27 protein-coding genes, 1 tRNA gene and 1 riboswitch are annotated in these 22,520 nt (G+C 65.3%); of the genes, 16 read left to right on the plus strand and 12 right to left on the minus strand.

All coding sequences use genetic code 11. The features are described 5' to 3' along the window. The first annotated feature begins 3 nt into the window (after positions 1-3). Genes lpxA through gloA form a run of 4 tightly spaced genes read left to right on the plus strand, consistent with a single transcriptional unit; the run spans position 4 to position 3,182 of the window. Positions 4-807, plus strand: a complete 804-nt coding sequence (lpxA, locus tag A6A04_RS19855) for an acyl-ACP--UDP-N-acetylglucosamine O-acyltransferase (protein WP_068495753.1) — start codon at positions 4-6, stop codon at positions 805-807. Beyond that, positions 797-1,618 carry an LpxI family protein gene (locus A6A04_RS19860; RefSeq protein ID WP_068495754.1) on the plus strand — a complete coding sequence of 274 codons (822 nt, stop codon included), beginning with the start codon at positions 797-799 and terminating at the stop codon, positions 1,616-1,618. The genes lpxA and A6A04_RS19860 overlap by 11 nt, the downstream gene beginning before the upstream one ends. Further along, positions 1,615-2,790: a lipid-A-disaccharide synthase gene (lpxB, locus tag A6A04_RS19865; RefSeq protein WP_068495755.1), complete on the plus strand. Its 1,176-nt coding sequence runs from the start codon at positions 1,615-1,617 to the stop codon at positions 2,788-2,790. Before A6A04_RS19860 ends, lpxB begins: the two co-directional genes overlap by 4 nt. Beyond that, positions 2,787-3,182 carry a lactoylglutathione lyase gene (gene gloA, locus A6A04_RS19870; protein WP_068495756.1) on the plus strand — a complete coding sequence of 132 codons (396 nt, stop codon included), beginning with the start codon at positions 2,787-2,789 and terminating at the stop codon, positions 3,180-3,182. Before lpxB ends, gloA begins: the two co-directional genes overlap by 4 nt. Here the strand turns inward: gloA and trmFO are convergent. Both trmFO and A6A04_RS19880 read right to left on the minus strand, forming a co-directional pair. Next, complete coding sequence (gene trmFO / locus A6A04_RS19875) at positions 3,173-4,516, minus strand: methylenetetrahydrofolate--tRNA-(uracil(54)-C(5))-methyltransferase (FADH(2)-oxidizing) TrmFO (RefSeq protein ID WP_068495757.1); 1,344 nt, start codon at positions 4,514-4,516, stop codon at positions 3,173-3,175. The genes gloA and trmFO overlap by 10 nt on opposite strands. Positions 4,517-4,560: 44 nt before the next feature. Further along, on the minus strand, positions 4,561-4,830 hold the full coding sequence (locus tag A6A04_RS19880) for a hypothetical protein (RefSeq protein ID WP_068495758.1): 270 nt from the start codon (positions 4,828-4,830) through the stop codon (positions 4,561-4,563). 203 nt (positions 4,831-5,033) lie between these two features. Between A6A04_RS19880 and A6A04_RS19885 the strand changes: the two genes are divergently transcribed. After that, entirely contained in the window at positions 5,034-5,435 is a 402-nt protein-coding gene (locus A6A04_RS19885) for a DUF4170 domain-containing protein (RefSeq protein WP_068495759.1), read from the plus strand. Positions 5,436-5,509: 74 nt separating this feature from the next. Beyond that, complete coding sequence (locus A6A04_RS19890) at positions 5,510-5,842, plus strand: (2Fe-2S) ferredoxin domain-containing protein (protein WP_068495760.1); 333 nt, start codon at positions 5,510-5,512, stop codon at positions 5,840-5,842. Here the strand turns inward: A6A04_RS19890 and A6A04_RS19895 are convergent, their stop codons facing one another. Then, on the minus strand, positions 5,843-6,211 hold the full coding sequence (locus A6A04_RS19895) for a cereblon family protein (RefSeq protein WP_068495761.1): 369 nt from the start codon (positions 6,209-6,211) through the stop codon (positions 5,843-5,845). It abuts the gene before it with no gap. Between the two features lie 73 nt (positions 6,212-6,284). Here A6A04_RS19895 and A6A04_RS19900 point away from each other — a divergent pair, with 73 nt between their 5' ends. Further along, positions 6,285-6,563: a hypothetical protein gene (locus A6A04_RS19900; RefSeq protein WP_156612709.1), complete on the plus strand. Its 279-nt coding sequence runs from the start codon at positions 6,285-6,287 to the stop codon at positions 6,561-6,563. A 6-nt stretch (positions 6,564-6,569) separates the two neighbouring features. Here A6A04_RS19900 and A6A04_RS19905 read toward each other — a convergent pair whose 3' ends face one another. Both A6A04_RS19905 and A6A04_RS19910 read right to left on the minus strand, forming a co-directional pair. Then, positions 6,570-6,890 (minus strand): peptidylprolyl isomerase, encoded by a 321-nt coding sequence (locus tag A6A04_RS19905; protein ID WP_068495763.1) that lies wholly within the window; start codon positions 6,888-6,890, stop codon positions 6,570-6,572. Positions 6,891-6,926: 36 nt separating this feature from the next. Further along, the gene (locus A6A04_RS19910) at positions 6,927-7,721 is read right to left on the minus strand and encodes a TrmH family RNA methyltransferase (protein ID WP_068495880.1); all 795 of its coding nucleotides are present in this window, start codon (positions 7,719-7,721) and stop codon (positions 6,927-6,929) included. Between the two features lie 35 nt (positions 7,722-7,756). On the opposite strand from A6A04_RS19910, the gene A6A04_RS19915 reads away from it, so the two are divergent. Beyond that, a complete protein-coding gene (locus A6A04_RS19915) occupies positions 7,757-8,356 on the plus strand; it encodes an rRNA large subunit pseudouridine synthase E (protein ID WP_068495764.1) in 600 nt (199 codons plus the stop codon). On the opposite strand, the gene rocD is transcribed toward A6A04_RS19915, so the two are convergent. Both rocD and A6A04_RS19925 read right to left on the minus strand, forming a co-directional pair. Next, positions 8,292-9,491, minus strand: a complete 1,200-nt coding sequence (gene rocD / locus A6A04_RS19920) for an ornithine--oxo-acid transaminase (protein ID WP_068495765.1) — start codon at positions 9,489-9,491, stop codon at positions 8,292-8,294. The genes A6A04_RS19915 and rocD overlap by 65 nt on opposite strands. Beyond that, positions 9,488-10,348, minus strand: a complete 861-nt coding sequence (locus tag A6A04_RS19925) for an arginase (protein WP_172822831.1) — start codon at positions 10,346-10,348, stop codon at positions 9,488-9,490. Before A6A04_RS19925 ends, rocD begins: the two co-directional genes overlap by 4 nt. A gap of 220 nt (positions 10,349-10,568) precedes the next feature. Between A6A04_RS19925 and A6A04_RS23515 the strand changes: the two genes are divergently transcribed. After that, positions 10,569-10,694 (plus strand): hypothetical protein, encoded by a 126-nt coding sequence (locus tag A6A04_RS23515; RefSeq protein WP_281196797.1) that lies wholly within the window; start codon positions 10,569-10,571, stop codon positions 10,692-10,694. 7 nt (positions 10,695-10,701) lie between these two features. Here A6A04_RS23515 and A6A04_RS19930 read toward each other — a convergent pair whose 3' ends face one another. Then, on the minus strand, positions 10,702-11,463 hold the full coding sequence (locus tag A6A04_RS19930; RefSeq protein WP_068495766.1) for an OmpA family protein: 762 nt from the start codon (positions 11,461-11,463) through the stop codon (positions 10,702-10,704). A gap of 210 nt (positions 11,464-11,673) precedes the next feature. Further along, positions 11,674-14,517, minus strand: a complete 2,844-nt coding sequence (uvrA, locus tag A6A04_RS19935) for an excinuclease ABC subunit UvrA (RefSeq protein WP_068495767.1) — start codon at positions 14,515-14,517, stop codon at positions 11,674-11,676. Between the two features lie 95 nt (positions 14,518-14,612). Beyond that, a riboswitch (yybP-ykoY riboswitch) is annotated at positions 14,613-14,787 on the plus strand. A gap of 17 nt (positions 14,788-14,804) precedes the next feature. On the opposite strand from uvrA, the gene A6A04_RS19940 reads away from it, so the two are divergent. Then, positions 14,805-15,377: a TMEM165/GDT1 family protein gene (locus A6A04_RS19940; RefSeq protein WP_068495881.1), complete on the plus strand. Its 573-nt coding sequence runs from the start codon at positions 14,805-14,807 to the stop codon at positions 15,375-15,377. Positions 15,378-15,431: 54 nt separating this feature from the next. On the opposite strand, the gene ssb is transcribed toward A6A04_RS19940, so the two are convergent. Beyond that, positions 15,432-15,932 carry a single-stranded DNA-binding protein gene (gene ssb, locus A6A04_RS19945; RefSeq protein WP_068495768.1) on the minus strand — a complete coding sequence of 167 codons (501 nt, stop codon included), beginning with the start codon at positions 15,930-15,932 and terminating at the stop codon, positions 15,432-15,434. Between the two features lie 67 nt (positions 15,933-15,999). Then, the gene (locus A6A04_RS19950) at positions 16,000-16,398 is read right to left on the minus strand and encodes a hypothetical protein (protein WP_068495769.1); all 399 of its coding nucleotides are present in this window, start codon (positions 16,396-16,398) and stop codon (positions 16,000-16,002) included. Positions 16,399-16,556: 158 nt separating this feature from the next. Here A6A04_RS19950 and gyrA point away from each other — a divergent pair, with 158 nt between their 5' ends. The 6 genes from gyrA to A6A04_RS22560 all read left to right on the plus strand — a co-directional run bounded on the left by gyrA (position 16,557) and on the right by A6A04_RS22560 (position 21,414). Then, complete coding sequence (gyrA, locus tag A6A04_RS19955) at positions 16,557-19,241, plus strand: DNA gyrase subunit A (RefSeq protein ID WP_068495770.1); 2,685 nt, start codon at positions 16,557-16,559, stop codon at positions 19,239-19,241. Beyond that, positions 19,234-19,740, plus strand: a complete 507-nt coding sequence (gene coaD, locus A6A04_RS19960; protein WP_068495771.1) for a pantetheine-phosphate adenylyltransferase — start codon at positions 19,234-19,236, stop codon at positions 19,738-19,740. Before gyrA ends, coaD begins: the two co-directional genes overlap by 8 nt. A 26-nt stretch (positions 19,741-19,766) precedes the next feature. Continuing rightward, positions 19,767-20,246, plus strand: a complete 480-nt coding sequence (locus A6A04_RS19965; RefSeq protein WP_068495772.1) for a peptidylprolyl isomerase — start codon at positions 19,767-19,769, stop codon at positions 20,244-20,246. Between the two features lie 7 nt (positions 20,247-20,253). Continuing rightward, entirely contained in the window at positions 20,254-20,808 is a 555-nt protein-coding gene (locus A6A04_RS19970) for a peptidylprolyl isomerase (RefSeq protein WP_068495773.1), read from the plus strand. Between the two features lie 60 nt (positions 20,809-20,868). Then, positions 20,869-20,944, plus strand: a tRNA-Lys gene (locus A6A04_RS19975). 239 nt (positions 20,945-21,183) lie between these two features. After that, entirely contained in the window at positions 21,184-21,414 is a 231-nt protein-coding gene (locus tag A6A04_RS22560) for a hypothetical protein (protein WP_156612710.1), read from the plus strand. Positions 21,415-21,433: 19 nt separating this feature from the next. Here A6A04_RS22560 and A6A04_RS19980 read toward each other — a convergent pair whose 3' ends face one another. Beyond that, complete coding sequence (locus A6A04_RS19980) at positions 21,434-22,495, minus strand: glycosyltransferase (protein ID WP_068495774.1); 1,062 nt, start codon at positions 22,493-22,495, stop codon at positions 21,434-21,436. Between the last annotated feature and the right edge of the window lie 25 nt (positions 22,496-22,520).

A 22,520-nucleotide genomic window follows, 5' to 3' on the forward strand; every position in this document is an offset into this window, starting at 1 on the left:
AAGATGACCAATATTCACCCCACCGCCGTCGTCGATCCCAAGGCTCAAATCGCCGATACCGCCATTATCGGCCCGTTCTGCGTGGTCGGCCCCGAGGTCGAGTTGGGCGATTCCGTGGAATTGCTGTCCCATGTGGCGATCGCCGGTCGCACCCGGATCGGGGCGGGGACCCGCATCTTCCCGTTTGCCTCCATAGGCCACCGTCCCCAGGACCTCAAATATCGCGGCGAGCCCTCGACCCTGGAGATCGGCGCCAACAACCAGATTCGCGAGCATGTCACCATGAATCCCGGCACCGAGGGAGGCGGCATGGTGACCAAGGTTGGCGACAACTGCCTGTTCATGGCCAGTGCCCATGTGGCCCATGACTGCATCCTGGGCGATAACGTCATCATGGCCAATAACGCCACCTTGGCAGGGCATGTGACGGTGGGAGAGTTCGCCTTCCTGGGCGGCCTTTGCGCGGTGCACCAGTTCGTTCGTATCGGTCGCCACGCCATGATCGGCGGCATGTCCGGCGTCGAAGCCGATGTTATCCCCTTCGGCACGGTGATCGGCAACCGGGCTCATCTCAACGGCTTGAATATCGTCGGATTGAAGCGCCGGGGCTTTTCCCGCGACGACATCCACACCTTACGCAATGCCTATCGTCTGCTGTTCGCCCCCGAGGGAACCCTGCAGGAACGCCTGTCCGATGTGGAAGAGCAGTTCAAGGCCAATGCGGCGGTGATGGAGATCGTGGAATTCATCCGCTCGGATTCATCTCGGTCGCTCAGCACCCCGAAATTCACCGGTGATGGCGCCTAAACTCGGCATCGTGGCGGGAGGGGGCGAGCTTCCCGGGCTCGTTGCCGCCGCCTGTCGGGCCGAGGGACGCCCGTTCCACATCCTGGCGCTGTCGGGCCACGCCGATCCGGCGGTGATTGCCGATGCCCCCTGCGACTGGATTCGCCTGGGCGAGGCGGGCACCGGCTTCGAGCGCTTGCGTCAGGCCGGGGTGGCAGAGGTGGTGATGATCGGCCCGGTCCGGCGTCCCACCCTGTCCGAGTTGGCGCCTGACTTCCGCACCGCCCGCTTTTTCGCCAAGGTCGGCCTGAAGGCCCTGGGCGATGACGGCCTGCTGCGCGCCGTGGTGGCCGAGCTGGAGCATGAGGGGTTCCGGGTGGTCGGTGTCGATCAGGTCCTGGCCGATTGCTTGGCTCCGCCGGGGCCTTATGGACGGCTGCGGCCCGATGCACAGGCCGAAGCCGATATCGCGCGCGGGATCGAGGTCGGGCGCGGCCTCGGTGCCCTGGATGTGGGGCAATCGGTTGTGGTGCAGCAGGGCATCGTGCTGGGGGTGGAAGCCATCGAGGGCACCGACCGCCTGCTGGATCGCTGCGACGAACTGGCCCGCGACGGGGTCGGCGGCGTACTGGTGAAATTGCGCAAGACCGGCCAGGATCGTCGCATCGACTTGCCCACCATCGGTGTGACCACGGTGGAGGGCGCCGCCCGGGCCGGGCTGCGCGGCATTGCGGTCGAGGCGGGTGGCACCCTGGTGCTGGGACGTGACGCGGTAGCGGCAGCGGCCGATAGGCTGGGTCTGTTCGTGGTCGGGCTGGAGCTCGATTCATGACCCGGACGGCACCGTTGATTTATGTGATCGCGGGCGAGCCCTCGGGCGACCTGCTGGGCGGGCGGCTGATGGCGGCCCTGAAGGCCCGGACCGATGGCGCGGTGCGCTTCGCCGGGATCGGCGGTGAATCCATGCGGGCCGAGGGGCTGGAACCGCTGTTTCCCATGGCGGAGCTGTCGGTGATGGGGCTGGTGGAAGTATTGCCCCGGCTGCCCAACATCCTCCGCCGCATCGGCCAGACTCTTTCCGACATCGAAACAAAGCGCCCCGATGCGGTGCTGACCATTGATTCCTGGGGATTTACCGGCCGCATCCACAAAGGGTTGAAGGCGCGGGGTTCGACCATTCCCCGCATCCATTACGTGGCGCCCATGGTCTGGGCCTGGAAGTCGGGACGGACCAAGACCCTGGCGCGGGTGTTGGACTTGCTGCTGACCCTGCTGCCCAACGAGCCCGCCTGGTTCGAGAAGGAAGGCCTGCGCTCGGTCCATGTGGGACATCCGGTGATCGAGGGGGGAGCGGGCAGGGGGGACGGCGCCGCATTCCGCGCCCGCCACGGCCTGGCCGCCGATGCCGAGTTGCTCTGCGTGCTGCCCGGCAGCCGTCATTCCGAGACCTCGCGGCTGCTGCCCGCCTTCGCCGAGACCTTGGCGCTGCTCGCCTCCCGGCGCCCTGGGCTGGTGGCGGTGGTGCCCACCGTCGAGACCGTGGCCGAGGACGTGACGGCCGCTGCCCGAAGCTGGCCGCTGCCCACCATCGTGGTGCGCGGCGCGGCGGAAAAGCATGACGCCTTCGCCGCCTGCAGCGTCGCCCTGGCAGCATCGGGGACGGTGGCGCTGGAACTGGCCATGGCGGGCCTGCCCTCGGTGATCACCTACAAGGTTTCCAAGCTGTCGGCCTTCATCGCCACCCGCTTCCTGGGGCTCAGCCTGAAATTCGTCACCCTGGTCAATATCCTGGTGGACCAGCCGGTGATGCCGGAACTGCTGCAGGACCAGTGCCGCCCCGACCGGCTGGCGGCGGCGGTGGAGCATCTGCTGATTGATCCGGCCGCCCGCGAAGCCCAGGTGGCGGGTGCCCGCCGGGCGCTGGAAAAGCTGGGCCTGGGCGGCGCCAGCCCCAGCCTGCGCGCCGCCGACACCGTGCTGGCCTACATAGGAGAACGGTCATGACCACTCCCGAGTTCCGCTTTCTCCACACCATGATCCGGGTCGGCGACCTGGATCGCTCGCTGGCCTTCTATACCGGCCCGCTGGGCATGACGCTGCTGCGCCGCCAAGACTATCCCGAGGGGCGCTTCACCCTGGCCTTCGTCGGTTATGGCGCGGAGCGCGACCAGACGGTGATCGAACTGACCCATAACTGGGACACCGCTGCCTACGACATCGGGACCGGCTTCGGCCATCTCGCCCTGGGCGTGCCCGATATTCACGGCGCCTGCGACCGACTGGTCGCCGCCGGGGCCAAGCTGGTGCGTCCGCCCGGCCCCATGAAGCACGGCTCCACCGTCATCGCCTTCATCGAGGACCCAGACGGGTACAAGATCGAACTGATTCAGCGCTGAATGATGTCCAGCCAGCCGGGAAGCGCCTCACGCGCCCGTTCGGCATAGAGCTTCTTGCGGTCGCGGCCCTTGATGCGGCGGCCCTTGTCGTCACGCTCGGGCGGCGGCGGGAACAGGCCGAAATTGATGTTCATGGGCTGGTAGGTCTCGGCCTCGGCGCCGCCGGTGACATGGGCGAGCAGGGCACCCAGCGCCGTGGTCTGGGGCGGTGGCGGCAGGGGCTGGCCCAGGGTCTCGGCGGCGGCGAACAGTCCCGCCAGCAGGCCGATGGCGGCGCTTTCCACATAGCCCTCGCAGCCGGTGATCTGCCCGGCCAGGCGTAACCGGGGCTGGGCCTTCAGACGAAGAAATCCATCCAACACTCTGGGACCATTGACGAAAGTGTTGCGATGCAAACCGCCGAGACGGGCGAATTCCGCCGATTCCAGCCCCGGGATGGCGCGGAAGATACGGGCCTGTTCACCATGGCGCAGCTTGGTCTGGAACCCCACCAGATTGTAAAGCGTGCCCAGCGCGTTGTCCTGGCGCAACTGCACCACGGCGAAGGGCTTGGGGCCGTTGGGATTGGTCAGGCCCACCGGCTTCATGGGGCCAAAAGCCAAGGTGTCGCGACCGCGCGAGGCCATGACCTCGATGGGCAGGCAGCCCTCGAAATAGGGTGTGTCCTTCTCCCAGTCGTGGAATTCCACCTTGTCGCCTTCGATCAGGGCGTCGATGAAGGCGTAATACTGGTCCTTGGACAGCGGGCAGTTGATGTAGTCCGAGCCGGTGCCCTTGTCGTAGCGCGACTGGAACCAGGCCTGGGAGAAATCGATGCTGTCCTTGGTGACGATGGGGGCGATGGCATCGAAAAAGGCCAGCGACTCCTCGCCGGTCAGCCCCCCCAGCCCTTCGGCCATGGCAGCGGAGGTCAAGGGACCGGTGGCGATGATGGTCTGCCCCCAATCCTCGGGCGGCACCCCCGTCACTTCCTCGCGCACCAGGGAAACCAGGGGATGAGCGGCCAGGGCGGCCTCGACCCCGGCCGAGAACCCCTCGCGGTCCACCGCCAGGGCGCCGCCCGCCGGAACCTTATGGGTATCCGCCTGGGACAGGATCAGCGATCCGGCGCGGCGCATCTCCTCGTGCAGCAGGCCGACGGCGTTATAGTCGGCGTCGTCCGAGCGCAGGGAGTTGGAACAGACCAGTTCGGAGAGACCGTCGGTCTGGTGGGCGGGGCTGCGGCGATGGGGCCGCATCTCGTGCAGCACCACCGGGATATCGGCCTGGGCGAGCTGCCAGGCGGCTTCGCACCCGGCCAATCCGCCGCCGATCACATGGATAGGCTTAGTCATGCCCCGTCACATAGACGCTCGGACGGCGTCTGTCCAGGGGATGGCTATTTGATGTTCTGCGAAACCGCCAACTGGGTCAGCCAGCCAACGGAGCCGCCGGTGGCCGCCGCCACCGATTTGTTGCCCTGGGCCGAATTCTTGCGGGCGCCCTCCACGTCGGTGCCTTTGTTCTTGTCCGGCAGATCCATGGGGCCGAAGGCATAGGTGGCGAAGGCCGAGGATGGGCCGGACGCGGCCTTGCGGGTGGAATGGCTGGCCGGGTTGTCCTTGCGGTTCAGAAGGATGTGGGACGAGGCCCCGGAAAGAGCTTGCATGGTCGGTCTCCGACGCGAAAAAGGAACTGCCCTCCACACTGCATTCGCCGTGCCAGCACGAAAAGCCAGCGTTTCCGCCGATCTGCCTCGGCATGCCCGGCAAATGCTGCCGGGTACGGGTGCAAGGAAGGAGATTTCTTCCCGGCGCGGATTAGGGTATAAGCACGCCGCCACCCCCTTTCGGATGGGAAAGAGACTACCCCATGGCCAAGACCTACTATGTCGTCGGCGGCGAATACGCCGATACTTCCTTTACCGTCATCGCCCCCGGCCATGTCGAGGAGCATTTCGGCCCGTTCGACGAGCACGAGGCCCATATCTGCTGGCGGGCACTGACCGGCAAGTCCGTGGACAACGCCATGATCCGCTACTTCATCCGCGCGACCGAGCAGGAGACGGTGGAGGAAGGCTGGTACGTGGTCGGCGGCGAATATGCCGACAACTCCTTCCAGGCCATCGCGGGCGGGCGCAAGCCCGACGTGTTCGGCCCGTTCAGCCGCAAGGAAGCCTTGGACAAGTGGCGCGAGCTTACCGGACGCACCGTCGATAGCGCGCTGACCCGCTATGACCTGTGCACCGCCGAGGAATTGAAGCGGGGCGATTAGCCATTGATTGGCTGGTCAAACCGCGCTCATCGCGGTATCTCCTGAAGGGTTGAATCAAGCACCGGAGGCTTGTCGTGTCGCATTACCCCAACAAGTATCATGCCTTCATCTGCACCCAGCGTCGGCCCGAGGGCCATCCGCGCGGCTGCTGCACCACCAAGGGCGGCGGGATGCCCATGTTCGAACGCCTGGTCGGCCAGATCAGCGCCAAGAATTTGTGGGAAGCGGGTGTCAGCGTCGCCTCCAGCAGCTGCCTAGGCTTTTGCAAGGCGGGGCCGCTGATGGTGGTCTATCCCGAAGGCACCTGGTACAAGGTTGAAAAGCTGGAAGATATCGACGAGATCGTCGAGTCTCACTTCACCAAGCATACCCCGGTGGAACGACTGATCGTTACTCCCAGCAAGTGATCAGGTCCGGGCCGTGGTCAGGGCATCCTTGATCAGGCCGAAGAATATCCTGGGCTCGGCGCTGCCTTCATAGCGCCAGCCCAGGTGGGCTTCGCAGCCCCGGCAGGCGCACAGCCGCCACAGATATCCCCGAAACCAGGTAAATACCCCCGAGGCCGCGCCCACCGCCGTCGCGCCCGGTGCGTCGCGGAAGCACAACACCCTGAACACCAGTCCCGCCGGGTTGAAGAAGACGTGTTCATGGCCGCCATTCAGGCTCATTTCCCAGCGGCCCCGGGTGACCAGGGCGCCGCAGCGGGCGCAATAATACTCGATGTCTTGCGTCCAGGGCGCCAGGACCGCGTCGTGCGAGGGAGCATCGCGGGGCATTCGGCCTCCAAATCTGCTGCCGCCACCGAATGTTGGAAGCGATCATATGACCATTCCAAGGTATGAGGCGCTAATGCCTTTCCCCATTATGCAGATCGGCAGTGCTGAAATACCTTGGCACAAGAAACCTAGGGGTATTCGCGACGTGCAATTGGGGCATCACGATAGCGGCAGTGCCATCGACCGTCTCGCCAGCTTGCTGGACGAGGAAGCGGTGGGCCGCCCCATTGATCCGGACGAGGTGATCCGCCTTGCCCAGGAGGTTTCGCGGATCGTCCCGGAAATCACACCCTTCATGCATCGGGTGATCCATCGCATGAAGGCGAAGCAATCCCGTATCCGGGCGGCCTGAAGCCCGTCAGTCGGTCCGTTGGATCAGGTGGAAACCGAATGGGGTTTCCACCACGCCGCTGACCTCGCCCGAGGCCAAGCTAAAAGCGGCCACTTCGAATTCCGGCACCATGGCGCCCTTGGGGAAGACACCGAGATCGCCGCCATCTTCCGACGACGGACAATCGGAATACTGCCGGGCCATGGCCTCGAAATCCGCGCCCTCCTTGATCTCTTCCAGAATCTCGGTGATGGCGGTCAGCGCCTCGTCCTTGCTGCGGCTGGCTTGCGAGCGCATGGAGCCCTTGTACATCAGCAGGATATGGGCGGCGCGGATCTGGTCGGGCATGGTGTCGGCTCCACAGGAGGGGGGAAGGAGGCGAGTTTAGGCGGTTCGGCCCGACTGCGCCAGTTGATGAATCACGATGGCGGCGGTGGCGGCGACGTTCAGGGACTGGATGCGCCCCGAGCCCTCGATGGTGGCGATCTCGTCGCAGGCGGCCAGGGTGGCGGGGGACAGGCCGTTTTCCTCATTGCCCAGGATCAGGGCCACCGGCTTGGAGGTGGGGGCCAGGCACTGGGCCAGCGGCCGCCCGGCACCCAGGGCGGTGCCGATGATTCTGTGGGAGTCCCTCAGCCGTTTCAGGGCCGGAATGAACTTCTGGGTGCGATAAATATCGATCCATTCCAGTCCGCCCTCGGCGACTCGCTGGGCGGCTTCCGATGGCAGCGCCTGGGCGGGATGGTCCGAGACCAGAAGACGTTCCAGGCCGAAAAAGGCCATGGTCCGGGCGATGGCTCCCAGGTTATGGGGATTGGAAATGCCATCCAGCACCAGCAAGGGTCGGCCGGACTTGGCCCAAAGCTGGGCCTCGGCCGGATCGAACACCGCGATGGGGCGCGGCTTGGCCACCACCACGATGCCGCCGTGAAGCTGGGTTCCGGCGATGCGGCTCAACTCCTCGGTGGGGACCATGCGGTAGGGCTTGTGCTGGCGCGCCATCACCGCGCAGAAATCGCCCGCCAACACCTTCATGCGATCATCATAGAACAGGCGCTCGGCCCGGCGGGGATCACGGGCGAACAGGGCGGCAACGGCGGGCAGTCCCGCCACCCGTTCCAAATCCTCGGCGGGACGCTTCGGGGCGGGCTTCTTGTGCGGGAGCGGGGCTCGTGCCATGACTGAGGGGCCTTGCATTGGTGGGGATGTGTGTTTTGCCTCGGCTGATCCTGTTCAACAAGCCCTATGACGTGCTGACCCAGTTCACCGACCGCGACGGCGGCCGCGCCACCTTGAAGGATTACGTCGTCATTCCCGGTGTCTATGCCGCCGGGCGGCTAGACCGGGATTCCGAAGGTCTGCTGGTGCTGACCGATTCCGGGCCGCTGATCAAGCGCATCAGCGATCCCCGCCACAAGCTGCGCAAGGTCTATTGGGCCCAGGTGGAAGGTCAGCCCACCGAGGCGGCGCTGGAGGCGCTGCGGCGGGGCGTGACGCTCAATGACGGCCCCACCCGTCCGGCAGGGGCGAGACTGATGGAGGAGCCGCCCGGCCTGTGGCCGCGCGACCCGCCCATCCGCTTCCGCGCCGCCATTCCCACCGCCTGGATCGAATTGACCCTGTCCGAGGGCCGCAATCGCCAGGTCCGGCGTATGACCGCCGCCGTGGGTTTTCCCACCCTGCGCCTGATCCGCTGGGCGGTGGGCGACTGGACCCTGGACGGACTGGCGCCGGGGCAGTGGCGTGAGATCATGCCACCTCGGACAGAACCCGGCGCAAGGCCGCGACCGCCTCGTCCAGCAATTCGGGGGTAATCACCAGCGGCGGCGCGAAGCGAATGGAATTGCGGTGGGTGTCCTTGGTCAGCACCCCCTTGGCCGCCAGCCGGTCGCAGACCTCGTGGGCGGTGACGCGGGCGGCATCGAACTGGATGCCGACGAACAGGCCCTTGCCCCGGATCTGGGTGATCAGTGGCGAGCCCAGGCCGCGCAGACTGGACAACAGCCGCTCGCCCAACTCGGCGGACCGTTCGATCAGGCCTTCCTCCACCAGCACCGACAGGGCTTCATGCCCCACCGCCGCCGCCAGGGGATTGCCGCCGAAAGTGCTGCCGTGGTCGCCGGGCCGGAAGACGTCGATCACCTCGCGCCGCGCCAGGAAGAGCGAGACCGGCAGCACGCCGCCGCCCAGGGCCTTGCCCAGGGTGACGGCATCCGGGGTGATGCCGTCGTGCTCGCAGGCCAGCAGTCGGCCGGTGCGCCCCAGGCCGGTCTGGACCTCGTCGGCAATCAGCAGCACCCGGTGGTCATCGCAGATGCGGCGGCAGGCGGCGAGATAGCCCGGCGGCGGCACCACGATTCCGGCCTCGCCCTGGATGGGTTCCACCAGGAAGGCGGCGGTATCGGGCGTGATGGCCCGCTCCAGCGCCTCGGCGTCGCCGAAAGGAACCTGATCGAAGCCGGCCGGGTAGGGGCCGAAGCCGTCGCGATACTGCGCCACCGAGGACATGCCGATGATGGCGATGGTGCGGCCATGGAAGTTATCGGCGCAGGAAATGATCCGCGCCTGGCCCGGTGGCACGCCCTTGACGGTATAGGCCCATTTGCGGGCCGCCTTCAGCGCGGTTTCCACCGCCTCGGCGCCGGTGTTCATGGGCAGGCCGCCATCCATGCCAGTCAGGCGGCAGGCCAGTTCCAGGAACGGCCCCAGCCGGGTGGTGTGATAGGCCCGTGATACCACCGCCAGCCGGGAGGCCTGCTCGGTCAGCGCCTTGAGAATGCGGGGATGGCCGTGGCCCAGGCTGACGGCGGAATAGCAGCCCATCATGTCGATGAAACGACGGCCGCCTTCGTCCCACAACAAGGCGCCCTGTCCGCGCGCCAGGACCACCGGCAGCGGCTGATAGTTATGGGCGCACCAGCGCGCCTCGCGTTCGATAGTGGTGGTCATGGAGGGTCTCCCGACGACCGTATCGCCGCTTCGACGATGGTCTCGACCAGGGCGGCGGTGCGTTGGTCGATGTCGTGGTGGGGATTGTACTCGGCGATTTCCAAGCCGATACAGCGCGGCGAGGCCAGCAGCGGCGCCAGGGCATCCAGCAATTCATCGGCCCGAATGCCGCCAGGGGCGGGGGTACCCACCCCGGGGGCGTCGGCGGGATCAATGGCGTCTAGGTCGAGGCTGATGCCGAAGTCGCCCGGCCCGGTGGCCTCGGCCAGGGCGGCGGCAAGGCCGAGCCGCTTCAGTTCGGCCATGCCCATGACCCGGATGCCGTGGCGGGACGTCCTTGCTTCCTCCTCGGGCTCCCAACTGCGCACGCCCATCAAGGTGACTTCAGTCCCCGTCAACACGGGGGGATGGCGTGCCAATCCCGGCGGCCCCAATCCCAGCAGGCAGGCCAGTGGCATGCCGTGCAGCGCGCCGGACGGGCTGGTATCGGGCGTATGGAGGTCCATATGGGCATCGATCCAGATCAGGCGGAAGGCCGCCCCATGGGCCTGGCGCAAGCCCGCCCAGGTGCCCATGGCGCAGGAATGGTCACCGCCGATGACGATGGGAAAGCGACCGCGGCCGCATTCCTTGGCCACCAGTGTGGCGAGATGATCGGCGAGACGGGGAATCACCGTTTGGGCGTCACCAAGCGGCGCCTGGAGTTCCAGGCAATGGAGGTCCTCGGTCAGGCCTCGCAGCCTCTCGCCCATGCCGCCCCGGCGCAAGGCCCGGGGGCCATCGGCGCAACCGCCGTCACGGGCGCCCAAACCACAGCCCACGCCAAGGATGGTCATGGCTCGACCCGATCCGGTCATGTCGGCCTCCATCCGACCACAGGCCCTTATTCCCAATGAGTCATTTAACCATTGTCGGGACTGATTTGCAGGGGAGCCAAGGGGGACACGGTGAAAAATCACGGTTTCGCCACAATGGCGCCCCGCATGTCGCCGTAATCTCCGGCCATCTTGGCGTTCGGAAGCGGGAGGGGCGCCCGGCCCGGCTTCCAGACCTCACGCGGCGCCGGAAACAGTGATCATGTCGAGCAAGAGCGAAGCCAGCATCTCCCAGGCCTCTGAAGCTTCCAAGTCGGCCCAGGAGGCAGCCAAGGCGGCGGCCGAGGCATTGCGGCAGCGCCGGGCCCAGATCGCGGCCTATATCTGAGGATTGATCAGGTGAGGGGGTGGAGCGGCGGTCCGCGAACCGGCGGAAGGTCGGCCACCCGCTCGCCCATGGGCGCGATGGCGGCGATCCAGGCCGAAGCGGCGCTCGCGGCATCCGTCACGGCAGGCAATGTCGCCTCCGGGCCGGAGCCGGCCAGGACACCGGTGACGGGGTCGGAAGCGGCCGTGAGGGTGGCGCCGTCGCTGGCGGGAGACTCGGCGCTGGTCTGGGGAATATCCACGGCGGCCGACTTGGCCTGGGGCTCCCAGGTGATCTCGACGCGACGGTCGCGGGCTTCCTTGTGCTTGCCTTTACGGGCGGTGGTGGATTTGTCCGAGCCGAAGCCCACGACTTCCACCTTGGCGGCGACAATGCCCAGCTTGCGGAGCTGGTCAGCCACGGCCTGAGCCCGCTTTTCCGACAGCATCCGGTTATAGGACGACTTGCCCGCAGAATCGGTAAAGCCGTGAATGCGGATCACCGAGGGCTGCGCCGCCTTCAGCGCCGGGGCCGCTCCGTGCAGGACCTGCATGGTCGAAGCCGAGATGTCCGACTTGTTGAGGCCGAAATACACCACCAGCGGCTGAGCTTCCATTTCCACCGGCGCGGCCACGACGGGCGGCGGGGGCGGGGGGGCGGCACTGGTCACGGGGGCGACGGCACTCTGGGTCGAAACGACGGGAGCCGAGGACTCCATGGAGGGGGACGCCGCGCAGGCGGATAAGGCGGTCAGGGCCGCCAGGGTGGTGAATACGCGGACGATCTTCATGGTCGGTCTCGTCAAGCAATGGCCACGACCGCCCCAGACAGGGACAGGCGCAACCTCAATCTTGCAAGACGAGACTCAATTGTCCAGCAAAATACTGGCATGAACGATGTCGAACTAAAGTAAGCGCCATGACAAGGCGCCAATATAGCTAAAAAGTCACTTTAAAGGCGTTGGATTCACGATCGCAAAAAATAATTGCTAATCAATGCGTTATCGGGCGCTCCTGGGCGTGCGCGCCAGGATGGGGCCCAGGTAGCGCCCCGTGTAACTTTCCGCACACGCAACGACATCTTCGGGTGTTCCGGCGGCAACAATACGCCCGCCGCCGTCACCGCCTTCCGGTCCCAGGTCGACGATCCAGTCGGCGGTCTTGATGACTTCGAGATTGTGTTCGATCACCAGGACGGTATTGCCGGTCTCCACCAGCGCCTGGATCACCTCCAGCAATTTGCGGACATCCTCGAAATGCAGGCCGGTGGTGGGTTCGTCCAGGATGTAGAGGGTGCGGCCGGTGGCGCGGCGCGACAATTCCTTGGCCAGCTTGACCCGCTGGGCCTCACCGCCCGACAGGGTGGTGGCCTGCTGGCCGAGATGGATATAGTCCAGCCCCACCCGTTGCAGGGTGACCATCTTGTCGCGGATGGCCGGAACCGCCTTGAAGAAGTCGGCGGCCTCCTCGACGGTCATGTCGAGAACATCGGCTATGCTCTTGCCACGAAAGGTTATTTCCAGGGTTTCGCGGTTATAGCGCTTGCCCTTGCAGACGTCGCACTGGACATAGACATCAGGTAGGAAGTGCATCTCGATCTTGATGACGCCATCGCCCTGGCAGGCCTCGCAGCGGCCGCCCTTGACGTTGAAGGAGAAGCGGCCGGGCTTGTAGCCGCGCACCTTGGACTCCGGCAATTCGGTGAACCAGTCGCGGATGGGGGTGAAGGCACCGGTATAGGTGGCCGGATTGGACCGGGGCGTGCGGCCGATAGGGCTTTGGTCGATATCGATGATCTTGTCCAGATGCTCGATACCCTCGATGCGGTCGAAGGGAGCGGGCTGCTCGCGCGAGCCCATCAGGCGGCGCGACAGCGCCTTGTACAGGGTCTCGATCACCAGGGTCGACTTGCCGCCGCCCGACACGCCGGTGACGCAGGTCAGGGTTCCCAGCGGGATATCCATGGTGACGGATTTCAGGTTGTTGCCGCGCGCTCCGTGCAGCGACAGACGGGCGCCGCCGCCCTTGCGTCGGCTGGGCGGAAGCGGGATATGGTCCAGGCCGGACAGGTAGCGGCCGGTGGAACTGGCCGGATCGGCCATGACCTGTTCGGGCGTGCCCGCCGAGACGATCTGGCCGCCGTGGATGCCGGCTCCCGGCCCCATGTCGATGAGGTGGTCGGAGGCGCGGATGGCGTCCTCGTCGTGCTCCACCACGATGACGGTGTTGCCGATGTCGCGCAGCCGCTTCAGGGTCGCCAGCAAGCGGTCGTTGTCGCGCTGATGCAAGCCGATGGAGGGCTCGTCCAACACGTAGAGCACGCCGGTCAGGCCCGAGCCGATCTGGCTGGCCAGGCGAATGCGCTGGCTTTCGCCGCCCGACAGCGAGCCCGAGCCCCGCGCCAGGGTCAGGTAATCCAGCCCCACATCCACCAGGAAGCCCAAACGGTCGTTGATCTCGCGCAGGATGCGCCGGGCGATTTCCTGGTCCTTGGGGCGCAGATGCTGGTTCAACTCGCCGAACCAGTCCCGCGCCTTGGCGATGGAATATTCCGTGGCCTCGCTGATATGCAGGCCCCGGAGCTTGACCGCCAGCGCCTCGGGCTTGAGACGGGCGCCGCCGCAGGATTCGCAGGGCGCGGTGCCCTGGAAGCGGGACAGATCCTCGCGCACCCAGGAGGAATCGGTCTCGCGGAAGCGGCGGGCCATGTTGGGAATGACGCCCTCGAACGACTTCTCGGTGTGATAGCCCCGGAAGCCGTCCTCGTAATTGATGCGGACCTCCTCACTGCCGGACCCGTGCAGGATCACCTGGCGCGCCCGCTCGGGCAGGTCCTGCCACGGGGTTTCCAGCTTGAAGCGGTAATGCTCGGCCAGGCCCTGCAGGGTCTGGATATAGTATTGCGAGGTGGAGTTGGCCCAAGGCGCGATGGCGCCATCACGCAGCGATAGCCCAGGATTTGGAACGACCAGTTCGGGATCGAAATAAAGTTTCACCCCCAATCCGTCGCAAGTCGGGCAGGCGCCGAACGGATTGTTGAAGGAGAACAGCCGGGGCTCGATCTCCTCGATGGTGAAGCCGGAGACCGGGCAGGCGAATTTGGCGGAAAACACCGTGCGCTCGCCACTGGCGGCGTCCTCGGCGATGCACAGACCATCGGCGAGGTTCAGCGCGGTCTCGATGGAATCGGCCAGCCGGTTGCCGAGGCCGGGCTTCACCACCAGCCGGTCCACCACCACCTCGATATCGTGCTTCTTCTTCTTGTCCAGGGCGGGGACGTCGTCGATCTCGTACAAGGTGCCGTCAACCTTGACCCGCTGGAAGCCCTTCTTCTGCAGCTCCTGCAGGTCCTTGCGGTACTCGCCCTTGCGACCGCGCACGAAGGGGGCCAGCAGATAGAGCCTTGTGCCCTCGGCCATGGTCTCGACCCGGTCGACCATCTGGCTGACGGTCTGGCTTTCGATGGGCAGGCCGGTGGCGGGGGAGTGGGGAATACCCACCCGCGCCCATAGCAGGCGCATATAGTCATAAATTTCGGTGACGGTGCCGACGGTGGAGCGGGGATTCTTCGATGTGGTCTTCTGCTCGATGGAAATGGCGGGCGACAGGCCCTCGATGCTTTCCACGTCGGGCTTTTGCATCAGCTCCAGGAATTGCCGGGCATAGGCCGACAGCGATTCCACATAGCGCCGCTGCCCCTCGGCATAGATGGTATCGAAGGCCAGCGACGACTTGCCCGATCCCGACAGGCCGGTGATCACCACCAGCTTGTCGCGCGGAATGTCAACGTCGATGTTCTTCAGATTGTGTTCCTTGGCACCGCGCACGCGGATATGGCCGCTCATTTGGGTCCTCGTCGCATGATCAGGGCGCGGATGTTAGAGAGTTTCCCAGAAGGGATAAAGCGTCCTTGCCAGTCGGGGCGCGCATGGCTATCTTCCGCCCCGTCATTGGGGAGTAGCCTCCTTCACCTCCAGAAGGGGATGCGTCAACAGACTTGGACTGCTTCAGTCCATGGCGCATCCGGCCCGAGCGGCTTGGCGAGACCTTTGGCGGGAGTCCCTCGACGCATGGGGTCGGGCGGGACGACCGGCCATTGGTTTCTTCGCCCGATCCCCCCGGACATATCATCATGGAAGCCGTTCTTCTGTCCCTGACCGTGGTCGCCGCCGCCGAGATCGGCGACAAGACCCAGTTGCTGGCCCTGCTGCTGGCCGCCAAATACCGCAAGCCCGTGCCGGTGGTGGCGGGCATCTTCGTCGCCACCATCCTCAATCACGGCATCGCCGCCGGAATCGGCGTGGCGGTGGCGCAATGGCTGGGGCCTGACTGGCTGCGCTGGATCATCGGCCTGTCCTTCATCGCCATGGCGGCCTGGACCCTGGTTCCCGACAAGATGGACGAGGAGCCGAAGATGTGGGAGCGGGCAGGGGCCTTCGTCGCCACCACCGTCTCGTTCTTCCTGGTGGAGATCGGCGACAAGACCCAGGTGGCCACCGTCGCCCTGGGCGCCCGCTATGGCGATTTGCTGGCCGTGACCACCGGCACCACGCTGGGCATGCTGATCGCCGACATTCCCGCCGTCTTCGTCGGCAATGCCCTGGCAGAGAAGATCCCCCTGGGGCTGGTGCGGGTCATCGCCGCTGCCATCTTCGCCATCCTCGGCGTGCTGGCCCTGATGGGATACGGCAACGAACTTCTGTAAAGAAAAAGCCGCGCAATCAGATGGTTGCGCGGCTTTCCTCTCACCTGTTCCCGATCAGAACGGAATTTCATCGTCCATGTCGGCCGGGGGTTCCCAGCTCTGGCCGCCGCCCTGGCGAGCACCGCCGCCACCGCCGCCGCCGCCCTGCTGACGCGGGCTGTCGTCGTAGCCACCGCCGCCATAACCGCCACCGCCGCCGCCGTCACGGCCGCCCAGCAGGGTGAGTTCGCCCTTGAAACGGCCGATCACCACTTCGGTGGAGTACTTCTCGACGCCCTGCTGGTCGGTCCATTTGCGGGTCTGGAGCGCGCCTTCCACATAGACGCTGCTGCCCTTCTTCAGATAGCGCTCGGCGATGTCGGCCAGGTTTGGATTGAAGATCACCACCCGGTGCCACTCGGTCTTTTCCTTGCGCTCGCCGGTGGCGCGATCCTTCCAGGATTCTGAGGTGGCGATATTGAGATTGACGATCTTGGACCCGTCCTGCGAGGTGCGGACCTCGGGATCACGGCCGAGATTTCCAAGCAATATCACCTTGTTGACGCTACCGGCCATGTCGCACGGGCTCCCCGCTTGAGATTGAAAGCGGGATCGTACTGCATGGCCGAAGGCGGTGAAAGCCCTAATGCTTCGCCTTGGATGGGGGGGCGGGCAGCAGGCGCCCCAGCAGCGAGCCCAGCGCCTTGACATAGGCGGCCGCACCGGAGCGATGCATGCGCAGATTGATCTCGCCCCCCCGGGCAAGGCGGAAGCCCAGGGTCAGATATTCCTCGTCCGCCTCGGGACGGATGGTCCATTTTTCCACGGCGATGGCCGGGGCGGGGGCGGCGGGGTTGCTCTGTTCGGTATCGGCCAGGCGTTCGGCATGCTGCAGCCAGGACGACAGGATGGACAACTGGTCCAGCGGCAGGGTGACCACCGCCTCCTCGCCGGATTCGTCAAGCAGCACCAGCCGCACACCGTCGCCGGTATCCGAGGTTCTGGCCGACAGGACCTGCTGCGCCGATATCACCCGTTTCATGCCGTTTCCCGGTCTGGAAGCGTTTTGAAGCGGCCCGCATTATGCCACACCCACACGGTTGTCGCACTGCACGATATCTGGTAGCGTGCGCCAGCCTTGGCCCTAGCGGCCACCCCATCACTCTTACGGTTTTTCACGAAACCGACGGGAAGATTTCGTTGACCACGCCTCCTGCGTCGCCACAGTTCGATATCAGTCCGGTCACCATCGAAGACGAGATGAAGCGCTCCTATCTCGATTACGCCATGAGCGTGATCGTGAGCCGCGCGCTTCCCGACGTCCGCGACGGTTTGAAGCCGGTTCATCGCCGCATCCTCTTCGCCATGAAGGAGGCAGGCTACGACTATAACAAGCCCTTCCGCAAATCGGCGCGCATCGTCGGTGATGTCATGGGTAAGTATCACCCCCATGGCGACTCGGCGATCTATGACGCCATGGTGCGCATGGCGCAGGACTTCTCCATGCGGCTCATGCTGGTGGATGGGCAGGGCAATTTCGGCTCCATGGACGGCGATCCGCCCGCGGCCATGCGCTATACCGAGGCGCGTCTGGCCCGCTCGGCCCATTCGCTGCTGGAGGATATCGACAAGGATACCGTCGATTTCCAGGCCAATTACGACGAATCCACCCATGAACCCAAGGTTCTGCCCGCCCGCTATCCCAATCTGCTGGTCAATGGCGCCGGCGGTATCGCCGTGGGCATGGCCACCAATATCCCGCCCCATAACCTGGGCGAGGTGATCGACGCCTGCTGCGCCTTCATCGACGATCCCGAAGTGACGGTCGAGCGGCTGATGGAGCTGGTTCCCGGCCCGGATTTCCCCACCGGCGGCACCATCCTGGGGCGGTCCGGCATCCGCTCGGCCCAGACCACCGGTCGCGGCTCGGTGATCATGCGCGGCCGCGTCCATATCGAGGAAGTCCGCAAGGACCGCGAAGCCATCGTAGTCACCGAGATTCCCTATCAGGTCAACAAGGCGCGCATGCTCGAGCAGATCGCCGAGCTGGTGCGCGACAAGAAGCTGGAAGGCATCTCGGACCTCCGGGACGAATCCGATCGCGACGGCGTGCGCATGGTCATCGAGATCAAGCGCGACGCCATCGCCGACGTGGTGCTGGCCCAGCTCTACCGCTTCACCCCGCTGCAGACCAGCTTCGGCGTCAATTCCCTGGCGCTCAACGGCGGTCGCCCGATGATGATGACGCTACGCGACATCATCAAGGCCTTCATCGCCTTCCGCGAAGAGGTGATCACGCGGCGCACCATCTTCGAACTGGGCAAGGCCCGCGACCGCGCCCATATCCTGGCCGGTCTGGCCATTGCCGTGGCCAATATCGACGAGGTCATCCGCCTGATCCGCGCCGCCCCCGATCCGGCGGTGGCACGCGAGCAGTTGATGACCCGCCGTTGGCCGGTGGGCGATGTCGGCCCACTGATCCAGCTGATCGACGAGCCCGGCCGCGGCATCGAGGATGGCACCTATTCGCTGTCCGAGCTGCAGGCCAAGGCCATCCTGGACCTGCGGCTGCACCGCCTGACCGGGCTGGAGCGCGACAAGATCGGCGACGAGCTGCGCGATATCGGCCGCCAGATCGAGGAATTCCTGCTGATCCTGTCGTCGCGGCCACGCCTGTTCGAGGTGATGAAGACGGAACTGCTGGAAATCCGCGAGCAGTTCGCCACGCCGCGCCGCACCACCATCGAGGAAAACGAGTTCGAGGCCGATATCGAGGACCTCATCGCCCGCGAGGACATGGTGGTGACGGTGACCAATACCGGCTACATCAAGCGGGTGCCGCTGTCGGCCTATCGCGCCCAGAAGCGGGGCGGCAAGGGCCGGTCCGGCATGAACATCAAGGACGAGGACTTCCTGTCCCAGGTGTTCGTGACCAACACCCATACGCCGGTCCTGTTCTTCTCGTCGTCGGGCATCGCCTACAAGCTGAAGGTCTATCGCCTGCCGCTGGGCAATCCCCAGGCGCGTGGCAAGGCCATGGTCAATATCCTGCCGCTGGACGAGGGCGAGACCATCTCGACCATCATGCCGTTGCCCGAGGACGAGACCACCTGGGGCAACCTGCATGTGGTGTTCACGACCTCGTCGGGCGATGTCCGGCGCAATCTGCTGTCCGACTTCACCGAGGTCCGCGCCAACGGCAAGATCGCCATGAAGCTGGGCGAGGGCGAGCGCCTGATCTCGGTTCAGACCTGCACCGAATCCGACGACATGCTGCTGGCCACCCGCCTGGGCAAGGCCATCCGCTTCTCGGCCTCGGATGTTCGCGTCTTCAAGGGCCGCGATTCCACCGGCGTGCGCGGTATCCGGCTGGAGGCGGGCGACGAGGTCATCTCCATGTCCATCCTGCGCCATGTGGACTTCGACTCCGAGACCCGTGACGCTTACTTGCGTGGCGACCTGCCCGCCGACCAGATCGAGCGCATGGCGGCGGAGGAGCAGTATGTGCTGACCGTGACCGAGAACGGCTTCGGCAAGCGGACCTCGGCTTACGAGTACCGCATCACCGGCCGTGGCGGTCAGGGCATCGCCAATATCGACATGACCGACAAGACCGGGCCGGTGACGGCCTCGTTCCCCGTCAATCACGAGGACGAGGTCATGCTGGTCAGCGACGGTGGCAAGCTGATCCGCATGCCCGTTGACGATATCCGCATCGTCGGACGCCGCACCCAGGGCGTGACCCTGCTGCGCACCGCCGAGGGCGAAAGGGTGGTTTCGGCCGCCAGACTGTGCGACATCGCCGGAGGGGCCGAGGATGACGACGATTCCGACGGGGACGGCGACGACATCCCCGATGGTGTGGCGGGAGGCGAGGATGCCTAAACGGGTCGGCCTCTATCCCGGGACCTTTGATCCCATCACCAATGGCCACCAGGACATCGTCGCCCGCGCCGCGCGCGCCGTCGATCACCTGATCGTCGCCGTGGCGGTGAACGCCGGCAAGGGGCCGCTGTTCTCCCATGACGAACGGGTGTCCATGGCCGAGGACGAGATGGCCGATCTGGCCCGCGCCATCGGCGCCAGCATCGAGGTTCGCTCGTTCGACACCCTGCTGGTGGATTTCACCGCCCAATGCGGCGCCAATCTCATCGTGCGAGGCTTGCGCGCCGTGTCCGACTTCGAATACGAATTCCAGATGGCCGGCATGAATGCCCGCCTGTCGCCCGAGATCGAGACCATCTTCCTGATGGCCTCGGAACGTTGCCAGTTCATTTCGTCTCGCTTCGTCAAGGAGATCGGGCGGTTGGGCGGTGACATATCCCAGTTCGTCAGCCCCCGGGTGAAGGCGAAGCTGGACGAGAAGTTCGGCTTCTCTTCATAGCCGACCAAGACCAACGGAGGATTCCCGTGGACGCCGAAAACACCCTTTATCTCGACCTCAAGGACGGCCGCGTGGTGATCCAGCTGCGCCCCGATCTCGCCCCCAATCACGTGGCCCGCATCAAGGAACTGGTGCGCGAGGGCTTCTATGACGGCCTGAAGTTCCATCGGGTCATCGACGGCTTCATGGCCCAGACCGGGTGTCCCAAGGGCACCGGCACCGGCGGCTCCGACAAGGGCCACCTGAAGGCCGAATTCTCGGGCGAGAAGCATGTGCGCGGCACCTGCTCCATGGCTCGTGCCGCCAGTCCCGACAGTGCCAGTTCGCAGTTCTTCATCTGCTTCGGCGCCCATTCCCATCTCGACCGCCAGTATACCATCTGGGGACAGGTCTCCGAGGGCATGGACTTCGTGGATGCCATCAAGAAGGGCGCGGCGCGCAGCGGCAGCGTCGATTCTCCTGATTCCATCATCCGCCTGCGGGTCGCGGCGGATTGCGAGGACTGATCAGATCATGACTTCCGTTTTCAAGCGCTTCGCCCTGGCCCTGGCGGCCCTGGCGCTGTCCGCCCTGCATCCCGCCCTGGCCGCCGGCCCCGACGACACCTGGGTGTTGGAATTGTCCTCGGGCAAGGTGGTGATCGAATTCCGCAACGATCTGGCGCCCCATCACGTGGCCCGGATCAAGGAACTGACCCGCAAGGGCTTCTATGACGGCACCCCGTTCCACCGCGTCATCGCGGGCTTCATGGCCCAGGGCGGCGATCCCACCGGCACCGGCTCCGGTGGTTCGGGCACCAGGATCAGGGCCGAATTCACAGGCGAGCCCTTCGTGCGCGGCGTGGTCGGCATGGCCCGTTCCGGCAGCCCCGATTCCGCCGATTCCCAGTTCTTCATCATGCTGGGCTCCGCTCCCAGCCTGGACGGCAAGTACACCGCCTTTGGCCGGGTACTCGAAGGCATGGAATTCGTCGATCGCATCAAGAAGGGCGACGCGGGCGACAATGGCATTGTTTCCAATCCTGACAAGCTGCTCCGGGCCCAGATCCTGGCCGACGTCAAGAAATAATCTTTCCCGCCGTTGACGGAGGGCGCTCACCTGCCTATGGTGGCGCCCTCTGGAAATTGGGGGTCCGTAGCTCAGTCGGTAGAGCAAGCGACTTTTAATCGAGAGGTCGTGGGTTCGAGTCCCACCGGACCCACCACTTTCCAGGAGATCAGGCAAGGGAGCATCCCGGTTCGGGAGGCTCCCATTTTTCTGGGCGCTCACGGACTTTTGATTTGCTTCCAAAGGTATGTTTATCCCTTCGGGCGCCAGGGCCATCCCCGAAGCATGGGTGCATGGTGAATAAGAATAGTTGGAGCGACTCTAGGGTGATTCCCTGATAGGCGGCACCGCCAAAATGATCAAAGACTAACCAAGTCACGATCACTGGAGGCCACCATGTCGACATCCATCATTCCCGGCACCTGCGGCGCCTGCTCTCAGTACAGCGGTGGCCAGTGCCAATCCACGGGATCCCAATTCTCCGGCAAGCCGGTCTGGGCGCTGTCCTGCCTTCCCTGCCAGGGGTATCGGCGCAGCTCGGCGGCTGCCACTCCAGTGGATCCGGTTGCCCTGGAGGCTGTCGTCCGCCGGGCCATGGTCAATGCGAGCGCGGCGCCGTTCCACTGAGGCAAGGGTGCAGGATGCCTCAGACCCGGCCGATCATGGCCACCAAGATGCGCTCTGCCCGGTCCAGCCATGTGTGCCCAGCCTGGTAGGCGGGTAGGGCGGCGCGGGCCACGTCCCGCCAGTGATTGGCCCTGAGGGCCTGGTCGACAAGGTCACCGACCTGCCGGGGATCGTCGTAGAACAGGATGGACTCGCCATGGGTGAAATCCTGTTCCACGAAGGTCGAGCGGTTGGAGATCAGCGCCGCTCCTGCCGCCATGCCGTACCAGATGCGTTCATGCGACCCTTCGGGAAATTTCTGCGAGACATTGATCACCACCTTGGAGCGGCGCATCAGGGCCAGGCTCTCGGTGAAGGAGCGGTTGAAGCCGTGCCGCACGCAGCCATCCGGTAGGTGCCCGGCCACATCCTCCGGAACATGTCCGACCACGTGCAGGCCTGACTGGCGAATGCTGGACAGGGCGGCAAGGCGGGCACAACGCTGGGCCTCGTCGGTGGCCAGATTCAGCAGCCGCGCCAGTTCGTCGGCCTGACGGCTTCCCAGGGCGGCCACAAGCGACGGGAAGGGATCGATGGCTCCCCTGGCGGCGGCGCTTCCGACCGCCAGGGCGACAGATTCCGATTCATCGAGGGCTGTGGTCGCGTCCAGGATATTGCCCACGAACAAGACGTCGATATCGCGCTCTCCTTCCAGCGCCGAGGCATCGGCGTTGGGGCCGCCATGGGGAATGAAGGCGGCGGGAGCCCGCAGATAGTCGGAGGCCCGGCAGTGCCCCTGGTCGATCAGTCCCAGCACGGTACGGGTTCCCGTCTGAAGCAGTCGGGGATGGCTGACCGGATGATCGACCACCAGCGACAGCTTGGGGAAATCCCCGGTGTGGATCTTGCTGTTGACGTCGATGGCGAAGGAGCCGGGATGGCGCATGGCCTCGTGGGGCAGGGCCGGTGGGGTGCCGTTTCCGAGCATGGTCAGAATGGCTGGCCTGCCAAGATCGTGGAACGCCAGGGTAAGATCGGCGAGGAACCGGTTGACGGTGTCGGCGCTGTCCACATGGCCGAACAGCAGAATGGTTCCTGGCACTGTGATCACTCCCCGTCAGGAAGGT

It is taken from the genome of Paramagnetospirillum marisnigri (genome assembly GCF_001650715.1).
In the GTDB taxonomy this organism is placed as follows: domain Bacteria; phylum Pseudomonadota; class Alphaproteobacteria; order Rhodospirillales; family Magnetospirillaceae; genus Phaeospirillum; species Phaeospirillum marisnigri.